This window comes from Frigoribacterium sp. CFBP 13707 (genome assembly GCF_014842245.1).
Classification (GTDB): domain Bacteria; phylum Actinomycetota; class Actinomycetes; order Actinomycetales; family Microbacteriaceae; genus Frigoribacterium; species Frigoribacterium endophyticum.
The window spans coordinates 363878-384887 of record NZ_JACYVL010000002.1 but is presented as its reverse complement, the minus strand read 5'-3'; the positions used below and the strand labels follow the sequence as shown (position 1 = coordinate 384887).

Annotated in this window: 16 protein-coding genes; 3 read left to right on the top strand and 13 right to left on the bottom strand. The window is 73.8% G+C overall.

Annotated features, from left to right (window positions below; translation table 11 throughout):
- Window positions 1-24: 24 nt before the first annotated feature.
- Window positions 25-1593 (bottom strand): signal recognition particle protein, encoded by a 1569-nt coding sequence (gene ffh, locus IFT45_RS05505; RefSeq protein ID WP_056053572.1) that lies wholly within the window; start codon window positions 1591-1593, stop codon window positions 25-27.
- Between the two features lie 88 nt (window positions 1594-1681).
- Window positions 1682-2551, bottom strand: a complete 870-nt coding sequence (gene ftsY / locus IFT45_RS05500) for a signal recognition particle-docking protein FtsY (RefSeq protein WP_192127088.1) — start codon at window positions 2549-2551, stop codon at window positions 1682-1684.
- 192 nt (window positions 2552-2743) lie between these two features.
- Here ftsY and IFT45_RS05495 point away from each other — a divergent pair, with 192 nt between their 5' ends.
- Both IFT45_RS05495 and IFT45_RS05490 read left to right on the top strand, forming a co-directional pair.
- Window positions 2744-3754, top strand: coding sequence for a TerC family protein (locus tag IFT45_RS05495; protein WP_056053566.1), 1011 nt, complete (start codon window positions 2744-2746; stop codon window positions 3752-3754).
- Between the two features lie 72 nt (window positions 3755-3826).
- Complete coding sequence (locus IFT45_RS05490; RefSeq protein WP_167258842.1) at window positions 3827-4408, top strand: histidine phosphatase family protein; 582 nt, start codon at window positions 3827-3829, stop codon at window positions 4406-4408.
- A 111-nt stretch (window positions 4409-4519) separates the two neighbouring features.
- Here IFT45_RS05490 and smc read toward each other — a convergent pair whose 3' ends face one another.
- From smc to IFT45_RS05435, 11 genes are all read right to left on the bottom strand, one after another.
- A complete protein-coding gene (gene smc / locus IFT45_RS05485) occupies window positions 4520-8239 on the bottom strand; it encodes a chromosome segregation protein SMC (RefSeq protein WP_192127086.1) in 3720 nt (1239 codons plus the stop codon).
- 118 nt (window positions 8240-8357) lie between these two features.
- A complete protein-coding gene (gene mutM, locus IFT45_RS05480) occupies window positions 8358-9344 on the bottom strand; it encodes a bifunctional DNA-formamidopyrimidine glycosylase/DNA-(apurinic or apyrimidinic site) lyase (RefSeq protein WP_192127084.1) in 987 nt (328 codons plus the stop codon).
- Between the two features lie 3 nt (window positions 9345-9347).
- Entirely contained in the window at window positions 9348-10046 is a 699-nt protein-coding gene (gene rnc / locus IFT45_RS05475; RefSeq protein WP_056053555.1) for a ribonuclease III, read from the bottom strand.
- Window positions 10047-10110: 64 nt separating this feature from the next.
- Window positions 10111-10314 carry a 50S ribosomal protein L32 gene (rpmF, locus tag IFT45_RS05470; protein ID WP_043593937.1) on the bottom strand — a complete coding sequence of 68 codons (204 nt, stop codon included), beginning with the start codon at window positions 10312-10314 and terminating at the stop codon, window positions 10111-10113.
- Window positions 10315-10396: 82 nt separating this feature from the next.
- Complete coding sequence (locus tag IFT45_RS05465) at window positions 10397-10984, bottom strand: DUF177 domain-containing protein (protein ID WP_371810880.1); 588 nt, start codon at window positions 10982-10984, stop codon at window positions 10397-10399.
- 11 nt (window positions 10985-10995) lie between these two features.
- Entirely contained in the window at window positions 10996-13206 is a 2211-nt protein-coding gene (locus tag IFT45_RS17745; RefSeq protein ID WP_192127082.1) for a transglutaminaseTgpA domain-containing protein, read from the bottom strand.
- 52 nt (window positions 13207-13258) lie between these two features.
- Complete coding sequence (locus tag IFT45_RS17740; RefSeq protein ID WP_192127080.1) at window positions 13259-14542, bottom strand: DUF58 domain-containing protein; 1284 nt, start codon at window positions 14540-14542, stop codon at window positions 13259-13261.
- A gap of 17 nt (window positions 14543-14559) precedes the next feature.
- A complete protein-coding gene (locus IFT45_RS05450) occupies window positions 14560-15591 on the bottom strand; it encodes a MoxR family ATPase (RefSeq protein ID WP_056053545.1) in 1032 nt (343 codons plus the stop codon).
- 93 nt (window positions 15592-15684) lie between these two features.
- On the bottom strand, window positions 15685-16167 hold the full coding sequence (gene coaD, locus IFT45_RS05445; protein ID WP_056053542.1) for a pantetheine-phosphate adenylyltransferase: 483 nt from the start codon (window positions 16165-16167) through the stop codon (window positions 15685-15687).
- 111 nt (window positions 16168-16278) lie between these two features.
- The gene (locus tag IFT45_RS05440; RefSeq protein ID WP_371810879.1) at window positions 16279-18504 is read right to left on the bottom strand and encodes an ATP-dependent DNA helicase RecG; all 2226 of its coding nucleotides are present in this window, start codon (window positions 18502-18504) and stop codon (window positions 16279-16281) included.
- A 60-nt stretch (window positions 18505-18564) separates the two neighbouring features.
- Window positions 18565-20271: an acyl-CoA dehydrogenase family protein gene (locus tag IFT45_RS05435; RefSeq protein ID WP_056053536.1), complete on the bottom strand. Its 1707-nt coding sequence runs from the start codon at window positions 20269-20271 to the stop codon at window positions 18565-18567.
- Between the two features lie 130 nt (window positions 20272-20401).
- On the opposite strand from IFT45_RS05435, the gene rsmD reads away from it, so the two are divergent.
- Window positions 20402-20968: a 16S rRNA (guanine(966)-N(2))-methyltransferase RsmD gene (gene rsmD, locus IFT45_RS05430; protein WP_056053533.1), complete on the top strand. Its 567-nt coding sequence runs from the start codon at window positions 20402-20404 to the stop codon at window positions 20966-20968.
- Window positions 20969-21010: the final 42 nt, after the last annotated feature.

Genomic DNA, 21010 nt, shown 5'->3' with positions numbered 1-21010 from the left:
GCCGAGACGGACGGCGCGACCGGGTCAGCCCCGGCCGAGGAACTTCTGCAGCGAGGCCATCTCCTCCGCCGACGGGGCGCCATCGCCGGCGGGGGCACCGCCGAGGCCGAAGCCGGACCCGCTGGCCGGCGCCGCGCCTCCCGGCTTGGTGCCCGTGGCGAGGGCCGCGTTCTGGGCCGCGCGCTTGGCGGGGTTGCCGGCCTTCGAGCCCTTCTTCTTGGCGGCGGGGCGCTTGCCGCCGTAGGAGGCCCCGGGGATCGGGCCCATGCCGGGCACCTGGGGAACCCCGCCCTTGGCCACGGTCTTCATCATCTTGGAGGCCTGCTCGAAACGCTGGACGAGCTGGTTCACGTCGGTGACCGTCATGCCCGAGCCCCGCGCGATGCGCAGTCGGCGCGACCCGTTGAGGAGCTTCGGCAGGGCGCGCTCCTGCGGCGTCATCGACTGGATGATCGCCTCGGTGCGGACGATCTCGCGCTCGTCGAAGTTCTCGAGCTGCTCGCGCATGCCCTTGGCGCCCGGCAGCATGCCGAGCATGCCCTTGATCGACCCCATCTTGCGCAGCTGCTGCATCTGCTTCAGGAAGTCGTCGAGCGTGAAGTTGTCGGTCGCGATCTTCTCCGCGACGGCACGGGCCTCGGCCTCGTCGAACGCGCCCTGTGCCTGCTCGATGAGCGAGAGGATGTCGCCGAGGTCGAGGATCCGGCTCGCCATGCGGTCGGGGTGGAAGGGCTCGAAGGCGTCGAGGGTCTCGCCCGTCGACGCGAACATGATGGGGCGACCCGTCACCGAGGCCACGCTGAGCGCGGCGCCGCCGCGCGCGTCGCCGTCGAGCTTCGACAGGACGACGCCGGTGAAGTCGACGCCCGCCTGGAAGGCCTTGGCGGTCGCGACGGCGTCCTGGCCGATCATCGCGTCGATGACGAAGAGCACCTCGTCGGGGTCGACCGCCTTGCGGATGTTGGCGGCCTGCTTCATCATCTCGGCGTCGACGCCGAGGCGGCCGGCGGTGTCGATGATGACGGTGTCGTAGACCTTGTCGCGGGCGAACTTCATGGCCTGCTTGGCGACCTTGACCGGGTCGCCGACCCCGTTGCCCGGCTCGGGGGCGAACACGGCCGCGCCGGCCTGCTCGCCGACGACCTGCAGCTGCTGCACGGCGTTGGGGCGCTGGAGGTCGCAGGCCACGAGCAGCGGCGTGTGGCCGTCCTTCGCGAGCCACTTCGCGAGCTTGCCCGCGAGGGTCGTCTTGCCGGCGCCCTGGAGGCCGGCGAGCATGATCACGGTCGGCGGGTTCTTCGCGAACTCGAGCCGACGCTGACGACCGCCGAGGATCTCGATCAGCTCTTCGTTCACGATCTGGACGACCTGCTGGGCCGGGTTCAGGGCCTTGCTGACCTCGTCGCCGAGGGCCCGGTCGCGCACCGTGTTCGTGAACGCCTTGACGACGTCGAACGCGACGTCGGCGTCGAGCAGGGCACGACGGATCTCGCGGACGGTGCCGTCGACGTCGGCGGGGCTGAGCTTGCCCTTGTTGCGGAGGTTCTTGAACGTGTCCGCGAGGCGGTCAGAGAGGGTTCCGAATGTGGCCATGGTGTCGCCATCTTAACCGACGACGGGCCGCGGGTCGCCCCCGTGGGCCGACCCGCGCCTCCCCCGGGGCCGCCCGGCCGGGCACCGGTCAGCCGATGAGGTTCTGCACGAAGACGTGCGGCGTGAAGCCGGTGAGGTCGCCGATGCCCTCGCCCTGCCCGACGAGCTTGATCGGGATGCCGGTCTGCTCCTGCACGGCGAGGACGAACCCGCCGCGGGCCGAGCCGTCGAGCTTCGTCAGCACCAGGCCGGTCACGCCCGCGTGCTCGATGAAGGCCTGCGCCTGGGCGAGGCCGTTCTGGCCCGTCGTCGCGTCGAGCACGAGCAGCACCTCGGCGATCTCGGTCTGCTTCTCGACGACCCGCTTGATCTTCGACAGCTCGTCCATCAGGCCCGACTTCGTCTGCAGGCGCCCCGCGGTGTCGATCAGGACGATCTCGACGCCGGTGCGCATCGCGTACTCGACGGTCTGGAACGCGACCGAGGCTGGATCCTGGCCGGGCTGCTGGGGGCGGACGATCTGCGCGCCCGCGCGCTCGGCCCAGGTGGCGACCTGCTCGACGGCGGCGGCGCGGAACGTGTCGGCCGCGCCGACCACGACGGACCGGTCGTAGTTGCGGAGGAACTTGGCGAACTTGCCGATGGTCGTGGTCTTGCCGACGCCGTTGACGCCGACCATCAGCACGACGGCGGGCCGGGCGCTGAGCTTGAGGGTGGAGTCGAGGGCCGAGAGGCGCTCCTCCAGCGTCTCGCGGAGCATGCGCTTGAGGTCGGCGGGGTCGGTCGTCGAGTAGCGCTGCACCTTCGCACGGAGGTCGTCGATGACCTGCTCGGTGACGTCGGGGCCGAAGTCGGCGCCGATCAGCGCCTCCTCCAGGTCGTCCCACGTGGTCTCGTCGATCGTCTTCTTCGCGAACATGCCACGGAGGGCACCGGAGAGGGACCAGGGGGAAGCCATGCGCTCAGCCTATTCGCAGTCGGCCGCGGGCCGACCTCCTGCTAGTGTCGAGACGTTGAAGGGGAGTATTCCGTTCACGGTGCGTCGTCAATACGGAAGAGCCCAGTCTCGACCCGGTGCATCGGCTCGATCATCTGACGATCGAGTGGAAGAGACCTTCAGTACACATTCATGCGTACTGAAGGGAACTGCATGGACGTCTCACTCGTCACCTGGATCATCACGATCGCCGGAATCCTCGGGCTCCTCGTCTTCGACTTCTACAGCCACGTGCGCACGCCGCACGAGCCCACCATCCGCGAGTCGGCCATCTGGTCGGCCGTCTACATCGGCATCGCGATCCTGTTCGGCGTGGGCGTCGGCATCTTCTCGAACTGGACGTTCGGCGGTGAGTACTTCGCGGGCTACATCACCGAGAAGGCCCTGTCGGTCGACAACCTCTTCGTCTTCCTGATCATCATGACGGCGTTCGCCGTCCCGCGGATCTACCAGCAGAAGGTCCTGCTCGTCGGCATCGCGATCGCGCTGATCTCACGCGGCCTCTTCATCGCCGCCGGCGTCGCCATCATCGACAACTTCTCGTGGGTCTTCTACCTGTTCGGCCTCCTCCTCTTCTGGCTCGCCTACAGCCAGGTCAAGGGCGGAGAAGACGAGGGCGACCAGGCCGACAGCAAGCTCATCCGCTTCCTGCGCCGCATCATCCCCACCTCCCCCGACTACGTCGAGGACCGCCTCACCACGAAGATCGACGGCAAGCGCCTCTTCACCCCGCTCTTCCTGGTGATGGTCGCGATCGGCCTCACCGACGTGCTCTTCGCGCTCGACTCGATCCCGGCGATCTTCGGCCTCACGCAGGAGGCGTACATCGTCTTCACCGCGAACGCCTTCTCGCTGCTCGGCCTCCGCCAGCTGTACTTCCTGATCTCGGGCCTGCTCGAGCGCCTCGTGTACCTGGCCCAGGGCCTCGCGGTCATCCTCGCGTTCATCGGCGTGAAGCTCCTCTTCCACGCTCTGCACGTGAACGAGGTACCGTTCATCAACGGCGGTCAGCCGGTCGAGTGGGTCCCCGAGATCCCGATCTGGTTCTCCCTCAGCTTCATCCTCGCGACGATCGCCGTCGCCACGGTCCTCAGTCTCGCCAAGGTGCGTCGAGACGGGAAGCGCGAGGTCGTGGTGCCGGTGAAGGAGCCCAGCGACAGCTGATCGCCGTCACCGCGCCGCCGCCCCACGAGGGCGGCGGCGCACCGGCCCTCGATCGAACAGGAACACCCGCTCATGCGACTCGAACTCATCCGCCACGGCCAGACCGACTGGAACAGCCAGGACAAGCTCCAGGGCTCGTCCGACGTCCCGCTCAACGAGACCGGTCGAGGCCAGGCCCGCGAGGCCGCACGGCTGCTCTCGGGCGAGCCGTGGTCGGCGATCGTGTCGTCGCCGCTCGGTCGGGCCCGCGAGACGGCGCAGATCATCGCGTCCGAGCTCGGGATCGAGCTCGGCGACGCGTACGACGAGCTGATCGAGCGCGACTACGCCTCGCGCGAGGGCTGGGTGCCGGACTCGCCCATCCCCGACGAGCCGAACGAGTCGTACCCCGACATCGAGCCCCGTGAGTCGGTGGCGGCCCGCGGCCTCGGTGCCCTCGAGATGATCCGCGACACGCGCCTCCCCCTCGACGGCCCCGACGCGAGCATCGTCGTCGTCTGCCACGGCACGATCATCCGATTCACCCTGTCGGCCATCATGGGCAGCGAGGCGCCCCACATCGAGAACGCCGCCGCCAACACCGTCGAGTGGGACGGCGAGTCGTGGAAGGTGCTCACCGTCAACGGGGCGCTGCACGAGGCCGACGCCGACTGACCGGACGACGGGCTCTCCGTCTCGAGACGACCCGCGCCTCCCCCGCTCCTCCGCGAGCCCGGGAGGCGCGGGTCGTCTCGTCGTCGGGGGCCCGGCCCCCGAGGGGGTCGGTCAGCCGACCTGCTCGGCCGCGACGCGCTGGCCGACGACGGCGCTCACGCCGTCCTGGCGCATCGACACCCCGTAGAGAGCGTCGGCGATCTCCATCGTGCGCTTCTGGTGCGTGATGACGATGAGCTGGCTGGACTCGCGGAGGTCCTGGAAGATCGTCAGGAGGCGGCCGAGGTTCGCGTCGTCGAGGGCGGCCTCGACCTCGTCCATGATGTAGAACGGGCTCGGCCGGGCCTTGAAGATCGCGATGAGCAGCGCCACCGCCGCGAGCGAGCGCTCGCCGCCGCTCAGCAGCGAGAGCCGCTCGATCTTCTTGCCGGCGGGGCGCACCGTCACCTCGATGCCCGTGCCGAGGAGGTCGTCGGGGTCGGTCAGGGTCAGCGAGCCGCTGCCCCCCGGGAAGAGCACCGGGAACACCCGGTCGAACGCCGCGCTCGTGTCGGCGAACGCGCTCGCGAAGACCGTCTGCATCTTCGCGTCGATCTCGTCGATGATCGTCAGCAGGTCGCGTCGGGTCGCCGTGAGGTCGCTCAGCTGGTCGGCGAGGAAGGCGTGCCGCTGTTCGAGGGCAGAGAACTCCTCCAGGGCGAGCGGGTTGACACGGCCGAGCCGGGCCAGCTTCGCCTCGGCCGCGGCGAGGCGCCGCGTCTGTTCCTCCCGGTCGTAGGGCGTGCTCGGGAGGTCGTCGGGAGCGTCGGCGCTGACGTCGGCGTCGGCGTCGGCGTCGGCGTCGGGATCGAGGTCAGCCGTCCGCGCCGTGGCCAGCGCGGCGTCGTCGGGCACCGGCACGTCGGGCCCGTACTCGGCCACGAGGACCTCCTCGGAGAGCCCCAGCTCGGACGCGGCCCGCTCGAGCAGCTGACCGACGTGCAGCTTCTTCTCGTAGATCTCCATCTCGAGGCCGTGCACGTGCTCGGTGACGGAGCTGAGTCGCTCCCGCAGGGCCCGCTCGTCGCGCCGGAGCGCCACGAGCTCCTCGTTCTGCTCCGCGCGGGCGGCCTCCCGGGCGGCCAGGTCGGTGCGGGCCTCGCCCAGCGAGCGAGCGACGGAGTCGACGACCAGGGGCAGGGCGTCGAGCACCGCCGAGGTCGTCGCCATCTGCTGCTGCCGGAGCACCGTGCGCCGCGCCTGCTCCTCCGCGGCGGCGGCCTGCTGACGACGACGCCGCTCGAGCCCCTCGGCCCTCGCGACCTCGGTGCGCACCCGCTCGCGGACGGTCTCCAGGCGGACGCGGGCCTCGACCTCGGTGCCCCGCGCACGCTCGACCTCGGCGACGACGTCGTCCCGCCCCGACGCGTCGAGGACGGGGCGCGGACGGGCGGCGTGCTCGTCGTGGGCCGCGACGGCCTCCGTCACCCGCGCCTCCGCCTGCTGCACGGACGACTCGGCGTCGCCGAGCGCGCCGCGGAGGCGCTCCACCTCGGCCTCGGCCGCCTCGACCCGGGCGCGCACGCGGTCGAGCCGCTGCTCCTGGGCCGCGAGGGCCTGCTCCTGCGCCCGCGCCGCGGCGGCGGCCTGCCGCACAGCCGCGGCGGCCTCGCGGAGGGCCGTGCGGGCGGCCGCCAGCTGGTCGGCGGCCTCGTCGTGCTCGCGGGCGAGGTCGTCGACGGCGGCGCCGACGCCGACGAGCCGCTCGGCGGCCTCGTCGCGGTCGGCGACGAGCTCGAGGCGCGAACGCTCGCCGCCCGACCCGCCGCGGAGGACCCAGTCGGTGAGGACCTCACCGGAGCGCGTGATGACCGTCACGGGGAGGGGGTGCTCCGTCAGGGCCGCCCACGCGCGGCGGGCGGCGTCGAGGTCGACGGCGAGCACGGTGCTCGCCAACAGGCCGAGCACGCCCTCGGGGCCCGTCACGACCGAGACGGCGGCGACGGCCCCCTCGGGCAGGGCGACGGCCAGGTCGACGCGCGAGCGGGCGGGCTCGGCGACGACGACCTCGACGCGGCCGAGGGCCTCGTCGGCCGCGTGCACGACTGCGTCGAGGGCCGCGGCGGAGTCGTCGGCCAGCACGCCGTCCACGACGCTGCCGAGGGCCGCGGCGACCGCGACCTCCCACCCCTCGTCGACCTGGACGTGCTCGGCGACGAGTCCCCGGACGCCCGGCCGCCCGGCGGCGACCAGCGCCGACGAGCCGTCGCCCTGGTCGAGGGCCATGGCCAGCGCGGCCCGACGAGCGGCGAGGGCGTCGCGCTCGCGCTCGGCCGCGTGGCGTCGGTCGCGCAGGTCGTCGACCCGCGCCTCCTGCTCGGCGACGCGGGACTCGAGCTCGGCGACGCGTCGCTCGGCCTCGTCGCGCACCGCGGCGTGGTCGACGGGACCGGGAGCCGCGGGACCCCCTCCCCCTTCGGCGGCGGCGACGGAGACGGAGACAGAGGCGGCGACGGGGTCGGGGTCGGAAGCGGGATCGGCGTCGGACGCCGAGCGCTCTAGCTCCGCCTGCTCCGCCCGGCCCGCGGCGAGGCGCTGCTCGGCCGCCTCGAGCGCGGCCCCCTGGCGGAGCAGCTCGCCGCGGACGGCGGCGAGACCGGACCGCGCGGCGTCAGCCGCGCCCCGGAGCCGCGAGAGCTCGAGGTCGTGCCGCGCGACCTCGGCGCTGCGCGCCGCGATCTGCTCGTCGAGGGCGTCGAGCCGCGACCGGGCCGCCGCGACGTCGGCGCCCGCGCGGGCGACGGCCGCCTCCGCCTCGGCGACGCCGCCCTGCAGCCGGACGGCCTCCTCGCGCGCGTCGGCGACCATGCCCGCGCTGACGGTCGTCTCGACGGCCGGCTGGTGGCTCTGCTGGGCGAGCAGCTGGAGGCGCTGCTGGGCCAGGCTGGTGAGGCTGCGGAGGCGTTCGTGCACGGACTCGAGCCCGAACGCGACGCGGCGGGCCTGGTCGACGGCGTCGCCGATCATCGCCTGCTCGAGCCGGTGCTCGCGGGCCTTGGCCTGGTCGAGCTGCTCCTGGAGCACCTGCCGCTCGGCACGCCGCTCGGACTCGGTGCGCCCCTGGCGCGCGAGCACGTCGCGGAGGCCGACGACCTCGTCGGCGACGAGCCGGGCCCGGGCGTCGCGCACCACCGCGGCGATGGTCTGGGCCTCCCGCGCGACCGCGGCCTGTCGGCCCAGGGGCTTGAGCTGCCGGCGCAGCTCGCCGGCCAGGTCGCTCAGCCGCGTCAGGTTGGCCTGCATGGCGTCGAGCTTGCGGAGGGTCTTCTCCTTGCGGCGCCGGTGCTTCAGGATGCCCGCGGCCTCCTCGACGAAGCCCCGGCGCTCCTCCGGGGTGGCGTGCAGCACCGCGTCGAGCTGGCCCTGGCCGACGATGACGTGCATCTCGCGCCCGAGCCCGGAGTCGCTGAGCAGCTCCTGCACGTCGAGGAGCCGACAGCCCTCGCCGTTGATCGCGTACTCGCTGCCGCCCGAGCGGAAGAGCGTTCGGCTGATCGTCACCTCGGCGTAGTCGATCGGCAGGGCTCCGTCGGAGTTGTCGATGGTGAGCACGACCTGGGCCCGGCCGAGGGGCCCCCGGGTCGAGGTGCCGGCGAAGATGACGTCCTCCATCTTTCCGCCGCGGAGGTTCTTGGCGCCCTGCTCGCCCATGACCCAGGCGAGCGCGTCGACGACGTTGCTCTTGCCCGAGCCGTTGGGGCCGACGACGCAGGTGACGCCGGGCTCGAAGGCGAAGGTGGTCGGCGACGCGAACGACTTGAAGCCCTTGAGGGTGAGGCTCTTCAGGTGCACCCGGGGCCCCCCTTCGTCTCGCGCGTCACGGAACGGGACGGCCGACGACGACCGGGGCCCGTGCCTCCCAGGATAGGTGCGGCCACCGACGACGCCGGGACCGACACCGGCCCGCCCCTCAGGCCCCGTGCACCCGCTGGCACCGGGGGCAGAAGTGGCTCGAGCGGTTCATGAACGCCGCACGCTCGATCGGGGTGCCGCAGCGCGGGCAGGGCTTGCCCTGCTGGCCGTAGGCCGCCAGGCTGTGGCTGAAGTAGCCCGACTGCCCGTTGACGTTGACGTACTGCGCGTCGAAGCTCGTGCCTCCCTCGCCCAGGGCGCGGAGCAGCACCGTGCGCACCTCGGCGAGCAGGGTCCGGGCACGGGCCCGGGTCAGGCTCTCGGTGGGCTGCTCAGGGTGCACGCGGGCCGCCCAGAGGCTCTCGTCGGCGTAGATGTTGCCCACGCCGCTCAGCAGGCCCTGGTCGAGCAGGGCCCGCTTGACGCCGGTGCGCCGGGCGAGCAGCCGCGTCAGCACCCGCCCCTCGTCGAAGGCCGGGTCGAGCGGGTCGCGCGCGATGTGGGAGACCTGCTGCGGAACGCGGAGCTCCCAGGAGGCGCGGGTCGGGTCGGTGGGACGGCCGTCCGCCGCGCTCGGCAGCGGCCCGGAGCCGAGCAGCTCGGCGCCGGCCCAGCCCGCGGGCGCCCCGTCGAGCGTGGGGACGGTCTCGTCGAGGGCCATGGAGCCGAAGATGCGCTGGTCGACGAAGGCGAGGCGCAGCGGCCCGTGCGCGGGGCTCTCGACGTCGAGCCGCACCCGCATCAGGCGGTCGGGCTCGGCGTCGCGCTCGCGCAGCAGCACCTGCCCGCTCATGCCGAGGTGCGCCACCAGCGCCAGCGGCTGGTCGTGCACGGCGGCGGGCTCGAACGGGAACCAGAGGAACTTGCCCCGGCGCACCGCCGCGTCGAGGGTGCCGCCCACGAGGCGGTCGACGAAGTCGTCGGACGGGCCGCGGTGCCGCTTCAGCGACCGGTCGTCGAGGACCTCGACGTCGGTGACGACGGCGCCGGCCACCACCGGCGCGAGGCCGGCGCGGACGACCTCGACCTCGGGGAGCTCCGGCACGGGTCAGCGAGCCCCGGCGCTGAGCCGGGTCCACGCGTCGAGCGCGGCGGCCATCTCGGCCTGCTTCTTGCTGCTGCCGTGGCCCGTCGCGACGTCGTCGGCGCCGAGCCGGACGATCGCGTGGAACCGCTTGTCGTGGTCGGGGCCGCTGTCGGTGAGGTGGTACGACGGGGCGCCGAGGCCGAGCGAGGCCGCCAGTTCTTGCAGGCTCGTCTTCGGGTCCATCGCGGCGCCGAAGCGGTCGGGGTCGACGAGCAGCGGCGCGACGAGGCGCAGCACGAACTCCGTCGCCGCGTCGGCGCCGGCGTCGAGGTACGTCGCCCCGATGATCGCCTCGACGGTGTCGGCGAGGATCGAGTGCTTCTCGCGGCCGCCGGTGAGCTCTTCGCCCCGGCCGAGCCGCAGGTGGCGGCCGAGGTCGATGTTGCGGGCCACCTCGGCCAGTGCGACCGTGCTGACGAGGCTCGCGCGCCGCTTGGCGAGCTCCCCCTCGTCGAGGTCGGGGTTCTCGGTGAACAGCATGACCGTCACGGCCTGGCCGAGGATCGAGTCGCCGAGGAACTCGAGGCGCTCGTTGTTGCCGATGCCGCCGTGCTCGTACGCGTACGAGCGGTGCGTCAGGGCGAGGTCGATCAGCTCGTCGCTGACGTCGATCTGCAGGCGTGACAGAAGATCAGCCCGGTCGGCGCTGGCGCTCGACACGGGCTGATCCCTGGTGGACGTCACTTCGAGACCTCGAAGACGGACGTGGTCACGCTCGACGTGCTCAGACGTCGGCGACCTTGCGGCCCTTGTACTCCATGTACAGGGCGGTGCCGGCGCTGTCTTCCACGACCTTGGCGCGGTGCGGGAGGCTGTACGTGACCTTGCCGTTCTCGATGGTCTTGACGAGCTGCACGGGAGTGGCCTTCCACTGCGAGCGGCGGGCGTGCGTGTTGGAGCGGGACTGCTTCCTCTTGGGAACGGCCATGAGGTTCTCTTCTCTGTTGCGGCGCCCTCGCGGGTGCCTGGTCTGTCGTGGTGGTGACGCGCGTGGTGCTGACGCGGTGGTGCTAGTGCTGCTCGCCCTGCTCGCCGCGGTCGTGGTGACCCGGGCTCGCTGGCTCGCCGTCGGCAGGTGCCGATTCAGCCTGGAACCCCGCGAGGGCCGACCACCGGGGATCGACGTTCTCATGAGGCGTGTAGTCGGGGATGTCCTCGATACGTTCACCCGTCACCGGGTCCATTCCAGGGCAATCCGGCCGACACACCGGCTGGAAGGGCAGTGACAGAACCACTGCGTCTCTGACCACGGGTTCAAGATCCACGTGATCGTCTTGAACCTGATAGTCGAAAGCTTCGTCGACAGCATACGCGAAAAGCTCGGCGAAATCGACTTCGACGGGCTGCTCGATGGCGCGCAGGCACCGGCTGCACTCGCCGGTGGCCGTCGAGGAGACGTGCCCGGAGGCGAGGATGCCGTCGTGCAGGCCCTCGAGGCGCACGTCGAGCTCGAGGGCTGCACCGGTCGCGACCGCGACCGGGCCCTCGCCGAGCTTCTCGGGCACCGTGACGTCGACGGTGTGCTCGCGCATCTCGCCTGCGCGGTGCAGCAGGTCGTACACCGTCAGCGTGTAGGGGGTGGGGGTGAAGTGAGGCACGAGGGGAGAGTTTACGCTCTGCGGGGCCGACGCGCGCCCGTGCTCGCCCACAGCGAGCGCGGCGCGAGGAGCGCGGCGGCGCGGCGTCGGGGCGTCGAGGAGGCGCGGAGGGCGTCGACGACGCGACGCGCGTCCCTGCCCACGTCGGCCTCCGCCGGCCGGCCGGCGAACCGCTCGGTCGTCAGGCCGGTCACCACGCGGTCGAGCGCGGCCCGCGACTCCTCGGAGCCGTGCCGACGTCGACCGCCGGACGCGGCGCCCAGGTGGGCGGCCAGGACCTCGGCCGCCGCCCCCGGCGTCGCCGAGCGCGGGACGTCGAGCCGCAGGTCGTCGGCGGTGTCGAGCACCTCCTGCCACGCCCGCAGCGCGGCGTCGGGCGGCTCGGCGGCCAGCCGCCGACGACGGCGGCCGGCCCGCAGGCCCGAGGGGACGACGAGCGCCAGCACGAGGAGCACCAGGAGCGCGGCCAGGCCGCCCGGGACGGCCACCGCGGCGTTGCCGGAGGACCCCGCCGCCCGGGCGGGGTCGCTGGGCGTGGCGGTGGGCGCGTCGGGGCCGGTGGTCGCGGGCGCCTCCGCCGTGGGGGTCGGCGTGGCCTCGGCGGGGTCGGTGGGAGCCGCCGTCGGCTCGACGCCGGTCTCCTGCAGGAACGACTGGGGCCGGCCGAGCCCGACGGTCGGCTCGAAGGGCACCCAGCCGAGCCCCTGGAAGTACAGCTCGGGCCAGGTGTGCAGGTCGTCGCTGCTGACCGTGCGCTCCTGGTCGTCGGCGAAGCCGGTGGACTCCCCCGGCAGGAAGCCGACCGCCACGCGGGACGGGATGCCCAGGGTGCGGGCCATCACGGCCATCGCCGAGGCGAAGTGCACGCAGTACCCGCTGCGCACGCGCAGGAACGTCTCGACGGCGTCCAGGCCGCTGCCGTCGTAGCCCTGGTCGACGGGGGTCTCCTCCGAGTAGGTGAAGTCGCCGTCGCGGAACCAGTCCTGGAGGGCGACGGCCGCGTCGAAGGGGTTCGCGGCGTCGGCCGTGACCTCGGCCGCCTGCTCGCTGACGGTCGCGGGCACCCCGTCGACGGCGAGGTAGGGGGCCATGTCGGCCGGTGCGTCGCCGAGGGTCGCGACCACCTCGTCCTCGGTGGGGTCGACCGGGCGGCTGCGCACGGTGTACTCGAGCCCCTGCGTGCTCTCGTCGTCGCTCCGCACCGTCACGCCCGACTCGTCGACGACCGACCAGCCGTCGTCGATGCCGGTGATCTCGGTCGGCGGCACGGGCACCGGGAGGTACGGGCTGCGGAGCACGCCGATGGTCACCCGCGTCTCGACCGCCCGCCGGGTGGTGTCGGCGTCGACCCCGGGCGCCTCGGGCAGGACGTCGACGGTGGCGTCGGGGTCGAGCTCGACGTCGGCGGGGCTCCAGCTGCGGCCGGAGAAGTCGACGAGGTCGACGAGCTTGAGGTACGTGCCCTGCTCGTCGGACGAGCGGTAGGTGAGGACGCTCACGGGCGCCCCGCGGCGGAGGTCGTCGCCGAGGTCGATGATCGGGTTGACGCCCGTGGCGAGGCCCGTGCCGGACGCGACGCCGGTGAGCGGCGAGACGCCCCCGAGGGGAACGAGGCTCGTCACCAGGCCCGCGACGGCCACCGCGGCGACGGCCCCGACGGCCCCGGCCGGGGTCGGCCTGCGCCCCGACGAGACCATGAGGAGCAGGAGGTAGAGCAGCACGGCCGCGACGACCCAGGGCCACCGGGTCTCGGCCGTCGGCACGAAGGCCGGCACGGCGAGGACGACCGCCGGGAAGAGGCCCGTCGCGCCGGGGAGGCGGCCGACCGAGGCGAGCAGGTCGACGAGGAGCGAGACGACGAGCACCGCGCCCACGACGGTCGCGAGCACGCCGTCGTCGACGGCGACCGGGGCGGTGCCGTCGGAGATGGTGAGGGCCGCCTGGTCGCTGAGGTCGCGCACCCGCTGCAGGGTCGCGGCGGTCGGCACGACGCCGAGCACGGCGGTGCCGCCCGAGACGATCGCCGTGGCGGTCGCCGTGCCGGCCAGCAGCCCGACGAGCCAGGCCAGCCACGGCGAGCCGCGGAGCGAGCGGACGAGGCCGGAGGCGCCCAGCACGACGGCGGAGACGCCCGCCCCCGCGAACCACCAGCCCACGCCGAGGAAGAGCGACGACAGGCTCGCGAGCGAGACGACGAGCACGAGCCAGACGAGGGCGACCACGGGCCAGCGAGCGCCCTCCGGCTCGCCCCCTGTGCGCCGGGACCGCCGCGGCTCAGCCACGGAGCAGCCCGCCTCGACGCACGGCGTCGCCGACCGGCTCGGTCGGCGTGGCCTCCACGACGCGCCAGCCCGCCTCGCGGAGCGACGCGGCGACGGCCTCGGGCGACAGGACGGCCGTGGGCTCCGTCGACGAGGGGCCGGCCCCGCCGCCCACGGCGGTGAAGCTGAGCGTCGGCGAGACCACGAGCGCGACGGCCGTCGACCCGGCCGCGCGGGAGCGGCCCAGCTGGTCGAGCTCGGCGCGGGTGAGGCCCGAGACGACCGCCGTGACGGGCTCCCGGGCCGCGGGCGGCGGCGCGAGGGAGTCGCTGGCGTCGTCGAGCTGGAGGTCGGCCAGGGCGTCGAGCCACGCGCCGGTGGCGTCGGGGTCGTGGCGCGCCACGAGGCTGCCCCCCGGCGTGCCGAGCACGGCGACGGAGCCCGCGTGGCCCCATTCGACCCCGAGGGTCGCGACGACCGACAGCGCCCACTCGAATGCGTCGCTGCGGGCGACGTCGGCCCCCGTCGCGTCGGCGCTCACGGCGCCCGACGCGGAGACGGAGTCCGACCAGCCGACCGACCCGAGCGCCAGCACGAGGCGGGCGCTCGGCAGCCCGTGCTGCTCCTCCTGCCGGACCATGAGGTCGCCGTGGCGGGCCGTGGCCTTCCAGTGCACCCGCCGCAGCGGGTCGCCGCGACGGTACTCCCGCGTGATCGGGTCGTCCTCGCCGCCGGAGAGGCTGTGCTCGCGCTGTCGCCGCGCGCCGTCGCCCAGCGACCTCGACTCGCGGGCGAGGCCGAGGTCGACGGCCTCGGGCACGACGACGAACTCGGCGGTGCCGGGCGCGACGACGCGGCGACGGGCCACGCCGAACGACTCGACGAGCTCGACGTGGAGCGGGCCGACGCGGTGCCGCCCCCGGCTCAGCTCCGGGTGGCGGAAGGTCACGGTGGAGGTGCGCCCCGGCTCGAGCGTGACGGGCACGGCCGTCGAGCGGCGGGCGCGGCCCCACGGCACCTCGTCGCGCAGGGCGGCCTGCTGGGCGCGCCCCGAGCGGGGCGTCACCGTCAGGGTCTCGACCGCCGACCACCCCGCGACGCCCCGCGAGGGAGTGAAGCGGCGGCCCACGACGACGTCGACCCCGCGGACGAGCAGCGACAGGACGACCGCGACCACGAGGGCCACGAGCGCCACGCCGGCGAAGACGAGGGGCGGCGACTCGAGGAGCGCGCCCGCGACGGCGAGCAGCAGCCCCGCGCCCACCACGACCCCGCCGCGCCGCGTCGGCGTGGGCACTCCCCCGCGCGCCACGGTCAGCGTCGGCCGGCCGTGTCGCCGAGCGGCACGTCGGTCGAGGCGACGACGTCGGCCACCACGTCGTACGCCGCCGACACCGCGCCGGCCCCGGCGCGCCCGGCGAGGATGATCCGGTGGCCGAGCACGGGCCCGCTCATCGCGTCGACGTCGTCGGGCACCACGAAGCCGCGGCCGTTGAGCGCCGCCCACGACTTGGCCGCCCGCATGAGCTGCAGCGTCGCGCGGGGGCTCGCGCCGAGCCGCACGTCGGGGTGGCGACGCGTCGCCTGGACGACGTCGACGGCGTAGCGCTCGACCGGCTCGGCCGTGTAGACCGTCCGCACCGCCGCGATCATGCGGCGCAGCTCGTCGAGCGACACGAGGGGCCGCACCTTCTCGAGCGGGCTGACGCGCTCGCGCTGCTGCAGCATGCGCAGCTCGCTCTCGGTGTCGGGGTAGCCGAGCGAGATCCGGGCCATGAACCGGTCGCGCTGCGCCTCCGGCAGCGAGTACGTGCCCTCCATCTCGACCGGGTTCTGGGTCGCGACGACGAGGAAGGGGTCGGGCAGCGGGTGCGTGACCCCGTCGACCGTGACCTGCCGCTCCTCCAGGCTCTCGAGCAGGGCGGACTGCGTCTTCGGGGAGGCGCGGTTGATCTCGTCGCCGATCACCACGTTGGCGAAGACGGGGCCGGGCGTGAACTCGAAGCCCCCGCGGTCGCGGTCGTAGATCGAGACGCCCGTGATGTCGCTCGGCAGCAGGTCGGGGGTGAACTGGATGCGCGTGACCCGGGCGTCGACGGCCTTGGCGAGCGCGCGGGCGAGCTGGGTCTTGCCGACGCCGGGGACGTCCTCGATGAGGAGGTGCCCCTCGGCGAGCAGGACGGTGAGGGCCGTGCCGATCGCGCCGTCCTTGCCGTCGATGACTGTGGCCACCGCCTCCATGATCCGGCGCGCGGCGGCCTGCACCTCGGGCAGGGGCATGACGTCGAGGTCGCCGTCGCCCCGCAGGGCACGGTCGGACGGTCGGGTGTCGCTGGTCGTGCTCATGGTCTCTCCCGGAGGGCGTCGGGCGGGCGTGCGGGGTGGTCGGGTCGCACGGGAGGACGGGCCGGGGGCCGGCGACGCTGCCGTGCGGGTGGGTCAGGTGGCCGCGAGGTACTCGGCGACGCTGGCGGGGACGTACGGGGCGACGTCGCCGCCGAGGGCCGCGACCTGGCGCACCAGCGAGCTCGACACGTGGGCGTGGGCGGGGTCGGGCAGCATGAAGACCGTCTCGACGCCGGCGAGGCTGCGGTTCATGATCGCCATCGGGGTCTCGTAGGCCACGTCGACCTGCGACCGGATGCCCTTGACGAGCACGGAGGCGCCGACCTCGGTGCAGTAGTCGACCAGCAGGCCGACGCTCCAGCTGTGAACGGTCACCGACGGCGGGAGGCCCGCCTCGCGGAGCGACCGCTCGAGCAGCGAGACGCGCTTCGGCAGCGGCAGCAGCGCCGACTTGTCGGGGTTGTGGACCACGAGCACGTGCACCTCGTCGAAGACGTGGGCGGCCCGGGCGATCACGTCGACGTGACCCAGGGTGACCGGGTCGAACGACCCCGGGACGACGGCGATCCTGTTCATCCGCACACCCTAGCCCGTGCAGATGTCGCTCCCGGGGGCCTTCCGGCGAACTCGGAGCGACGTCGGCCGGGGCCCGACGTGGCCGGTCGGCGGACGGGGACGGCCGCCCGGTCAGTTCTTCGCGAGGTACTCGCGGTCGGCGTCGTCGAGGCGGCGGGCGATGGCGGCGGCCAGCGCCGGGTGCCCCGACAGCGCGGCGTCGCCCTCGAGCGCCTCCGCGGCGTGCTCGCGCGCGGTCGTGATCAGGTCGCCGTCGGTCGCGACCCGCAGCAGGCGGAGAGACGACCGGCCGCCCGACTGCAGGCTGCCGAGCACGTCGCCCTCCCGCCGCAGCTCGAGGTCGACCTGGGCGAGCTCGAACCCGTCGAGCGTGGCGGCGACCGCCTCGACGCGCTCGCGGGCGACCGTGTCAGGGGCCGCGTGCGTCACGAGGAGGCAGAGGCCCGGGTGCCCGCCGCGCCCGACGCGGCCGCGGAGCTGGTGCAGCTGCGACACCCCGAAGCGGTCGGCGTCGAGCACCACCATCGTCGACGCGTTCGGCACGTCGACGCCGACCTCGATGACGGTCGTCGCGATGAGCACGTCGATCAGGCCGGCGGCGAAGCGCTGCATCACGTCGTCCTTCTCGTCGGCCGACATGCGGCCGTGGAGGGGCTCGACGCGGGCGCCCGCGAGCACGGGCAGCGACCGGGCGAGGGCGAGCACGCCCTCGACGCTCGCACGCTCGGGGGCGGGCACGTCGCCGTCGGGAGCGCCCTCGGAGGTGCCCTCCGGTGCGTCGTCGACCGGCGCCTCCTCGCCGGCCTCGACGCTGGCCGCGTCGATGGCGGGGCAGACGACGAAGACCTGGCGGCCCTTCGCGACCTCCTCCGCCGAGCGCTGCCAGACGCGGTCGCGCCAGCCGGGCCGGTCGGCCAGCGGCACGACGAACGACTCGATCGGCTGACGGCCCGCGGGCAACTCGGTGATGGTCGAGACGTCGAGGTCGCCGAAGACCGTCATCGCCACCGTGCGCGGGATGGGCGTGGCCGTCAGGACGAGCACGTGCGGCGGCGTGCGGCCCTTCTGCCGCAGGGCCTCGCGCTGCTCGACGCCGAAGCGGTGCTGCTCGTCGACGACGACGAGGCCGAGGTCGTAGAACCCCACGGCCTCGCTGAGGAGGGCGTGCGTGCCGACGACGAGGTGCGACTGCCCGCTGACGATCGACAGCAGCGCGCGCTTCTTCTCGGCGGTCGACATCTGCCCGGTGAGCAGGGTGGGCCGTAGCCGCGCCGCGAGGTCGGGGCCGAGCGAGCGCACCACCGAGCGGAGGTGCTGGGCGGCGAGCACCTCGGTCGGCGCGAGGAGGGCCGACTGGCCGCCGCTCTCAGCGACCGCGATCATCGCGCGGAGCGCCACGAGGGTCTTGCCCGACCCGACCTCCCCCTGCACGAGGCGGTTCATCGGCACGTCGCCCTCGAGGTCACGGCTGATCTCGGAGCCGACGAGCACCTGGTCGGCCGTGCGCTCGAAGGGCAGCGCGGCGTCGAAGCGCGCGAGCAGGCCGTCCGGCCCGGCCACGCGCGGCGTCGCGGGGGCGGTGCGCAGCAGGGCACGCTGCTGCAGCAGGGCGGCCTGGAGCACGAAGGCCTCCTGGAAGCGCAGCGCGTCGCGGCCACGCAGATGGTCTCGGTCCTTCTCAGGCCGGTGGACGAGCTCGTACGCGTCGCGCAGCGACACGAGCTCGAGCTCGGCCCGCACCGCGGCCGGCACCGGGTCGTCGATCGGCGGGAGCGTGTCGAGCACCAGCTCGACCGAGCGCTGCACCTGCCAGGAGGCGACGGAGGCGCTGGCCGGGTAGAGGGGGATCGGCTGCTTCGCCCAGGCCTGCGCCTCGGCGTCGCCGACGCCCGCCACGGCCTCGTGCGACGCGTCGAAGAGCTCGTAGTCGGGGTGCGCCAGCTGGCGGAGGCCCCGGTAGTCGCCGACCTTGCCCGCGAAGATGCCCCGGGCCCCGGGCACGAGGTCTTTCGCGCGCCACGCCTGGTTGAAGAACGTGAGGGTCAGGATGCCCTGGCCGTCACCGATGCGCACCTCGAGGATCGAGCCGCGCCGCGCCCGCATCGTGCGCTCCCGGACGTCGAGCACCTGAGCGACGATCGTCACCGACTCGCCGAGCGGCAGCTGGTCGAGCGCGGTCAGCTCGCCGCGCCGGGCGTAGCGCCGCGGGTAGTGCGAGAGCAGGTCGCCGACCGTGCGGAGGCCGAAGGCCTTCTGCATCGCCTGCGCCGTCCGCCCGCCGAGGGCACCGGCGAGCGAGGCGTCGAGGGGCGACGCGTCGAGCGGGGAGTCGGGCACCCCACCACGCTAGCGCCCGCCCCCGACAGCGTCGGAGCGACGAGTCGGAGCGTGACGGCGTCAGAGCGCGACCGCGTACCCGCCGGAGGCGCGGGTCGACTCCGCGAGCGCCGTCACGTGCCGGTCGTCGTTGACCTCGAGGGCCCGCAGCTGCCGGGCGACCTCGCGCGCCGACCGCTTGCAGAACCCGACGGCCAGGTGACGCTCGTCGGCGGAGCCGGCCCGCGCCTCCTGCAGGCTGGTGGTCGCGCGCGAGAGGACGGCCATCTGCGCGTAGACGCCGGAGGCGGCGTCGGCGAGGCGCTTCTGGACGAGCTGCTTCTCCTGCACGTGGCGGCCGTGCCGGCGGAGGGCCGCCTCGGCCCGCTCGCGCAGCTGCGAGACCTGCTCCCCCACCGCCGCGGCGCTGCGGGCGAGCGACGGGTGCACGCCGACCGGCCGCTCCGGCGAGATGCGCCGCTGCACCCGCCCCGCCACGTAGGGCGCGAGCACGCCGAGCGCCCGGGCCGGCTCGCCGATGCGCAGCGACGCCACGTCGGGCAGCTCCTCGCTGAGGGCCTTGAGGCCGTTGAGGGCGACGAACGCGCGCATCACGTCGTTCGCCCCCTCGAAGATCGGGAAGATGCGGAAGTCGCGGAGCGCCTTCGACAGCGGGTGCCCCTCCATGTACGCCTCCCCGCCGTGCAGCTGCACCGCCCGGTTGAGCGCGAACCAGCCCGTGTCGCTCGCGACGACCTTCGTCATCGCCGACTCCAGCGCGAAGTCGGTGTCGCCCCGGTCGACGAGACCGGTCGTGAGGTACGACATGGACTCGACGCCGTAGATCTGCTCGGTCATCCAGGCCAGCTTGTCGCCGACCATCTCGAAGTCGGCCAGGGGGCGGCCGAACTGGCGCCGCGACTCCGTGTGCTCGACCGAGAGCTGGAGGAAGCGCTTCATGCCGCCGGAGATCGCGGTGCCCATCGACATGCGGCCGTTGTTGAGGGTGTTCATGGCGATGCGGAAGCCGTCGCCGGGCTCGCCCAGCAGGTTCTCCGCCGGCACCCGGACGTCGGTGAAGTGCACGCGCTGCAGGTGGTTCGCCTTGAGGCCGTGCGTCTCGAAGCGCGGCCCCGTGCTGAGCCCTTCGGCGCCCTTCTCGACCACCAGCGCGACGTGGCCGAGCTCGCTGCGGGCGAAGACGGTGAGGACGTCCTTGTCGCCGTTGCCGATCCAGCGCTTCTCGCCGTTCAGCACCCAGCTGCCGTCCGCCTGCCGCTCGGCGCGGGTCTCGAGCGCGTAGGCGTCGCTGCCGACGTTCGGCTCGGTCAGCACGAAGGCCGCGAGCTTGCGGCCGCTCGCGAGGTCGGGCAGCCAGCGGGCCTTCTGGTCGTCGGTGCCGTAGAGGTGCAGCGGCTTGGTGCCGATCGACTGGTGCACCCCCATCACCGTGGCGAGGGTGCCGTCGACCCGGCCGAACTCCTCCATCACCCGGCAGTACGCGCTCTGGCCGAGGCCGAGGCCGCCGTACTCCTCGGCGACGAAGAGGCCGGTGAGGCGGCGGTCGCCCAGCTCGCGGATCGTGTCGTCGCCGACCCAGCCCTCGCGCTCGGCGCGCAGCGGGTCGTAGCCGGCGAGCACCTCGCGGGCCGACGCCGCCGCGGCCTCGACCCTGGCCGCCTCCTCCGGCGCCATGTGCGGGTAGGGCAGCACGAGCTCGGAGGCGATCCGCCCCGCGAACAACGACTTGGTGAACGAGGGCCTCACGGTGCGGTCGACGCTGGTCATGGGCCGATCGTGCCCGCGGCGACCGCGACCGCCAAACGCCTTGTGCCACCTCCACGACCGCTCACCGGCCGGGCCGCCGCCGCGTTGTCGACTTGCTCGAACCGCCTGGCCGATGCGTCAGGATGGCCGTGTGTCCCGCATCATCTCCGGCTTCGCCGACAACCTGACCCTCGCCGTGCCCAAGACGGGCACGCGCCCGACGAGCGACCGGGTGCGCGAGGCGCTGTTCTCGTCGCTCGACGCCCGCGACGAGATCGCCGGGCGGCGCGTGCTCGACCTCTACGCCGGCACCGGCGGGCTCGGCCTCGAGGCCGCGTCGCGCGGCGCGGCGACCGTCACTCTCGTCGAGAAGGCGCCGGCGGCCGCCCGCGTGCTGCGGAAGAACGTCGACGCCGTGGTCGGGCGCGCCCCGAGCGGCCGGGCACCGCGGGTCGACGTGGTCGCCATGCCCGTGCGCGCCTACCTCGTCGGCAGCGCGGCGCCGGTCGACCTCGTCTTCTTCGACCCGCCCTACGAGGTCTCCGCGACGGAGCTCGCGGGCGACCTGGAGGCCCTCCTGCCGTCGCTGGCGGACGGGGCCCTCGTCGTCGTCGAGCGCGCCTCGCGCGACGGCGAGCCGACCTGGCCGACGGGGCTCGGCCTCGACGTGCGGAAGAAGTACGGCGACACGACGGTCTGGTTCGCCGTCCGCGACTGAGCACGAGGCCCGGGGCAGCGGGACCCCGAGGAGTCGCGGGTC

What these genes read in the sequence shown, in the direction of transcription:
- IFT45_RS05435 (WP_056053536.1), bottom strand. Translation starts at nt 20,271, where the DNA reads ATGACCAGCGTCGACCGCACCGTGAGGCCCTCGTTCACCAAGTCGTTG.
- IFT45_RS05490 (WP_167258842.1), top strand. Translation starts at nt 3,827, where the DNA reads ATGCGACTCGAACTCATCCGCCACGGCCAGACCGACTGGAACAGCCAG.
- ffh (WP_056053572.1), bottom strand. Translation starts at nt 1,593, where the DNA reads ATGGCCACATTCGGAACCCTCTCTGACCGCCTCGCGGACACGTTCAAG.
- rpmF (WP_043593937.1), bottom strand. Translation starts at nt 10,314, where the DNA reads ATGGCCGTTCCCAAGAGGAAGCAGTCCCGCTCCAACACGCACGCCCGC.
- coaD (WP_056053542.1), bottom strand. Translation starts at nt 16,167, where the DNA reads ATGAACAGGATCGCCGTCGTCCCGGGGTCGTTCGACCCGGTCACCCTG.
- ftsY (WP_192127088.1), bottom strand. Translation starts at nt 2,551, where the DNA reads ATGGCTTCCCCCTGGTCCCTCTCCGGTGCCCTCCGTGGCATGTTCGCG.
- IFT45_RS05450 (WP_056053545.1), bottom strand. Translation starts at nt 15,591, where the DNA reads ATGAGCACGACCAGCGACACCCGACCGTCCGACCGTGCCCTGCGGGGC.
- IFT45_RS05495 (WP_056053566.1), top strand. Translation starts at nt 2,744, where the DNA reads ATGGACGTCTCACTCGTCACCTGGATCATCACGATCGCCGGAATCCTC.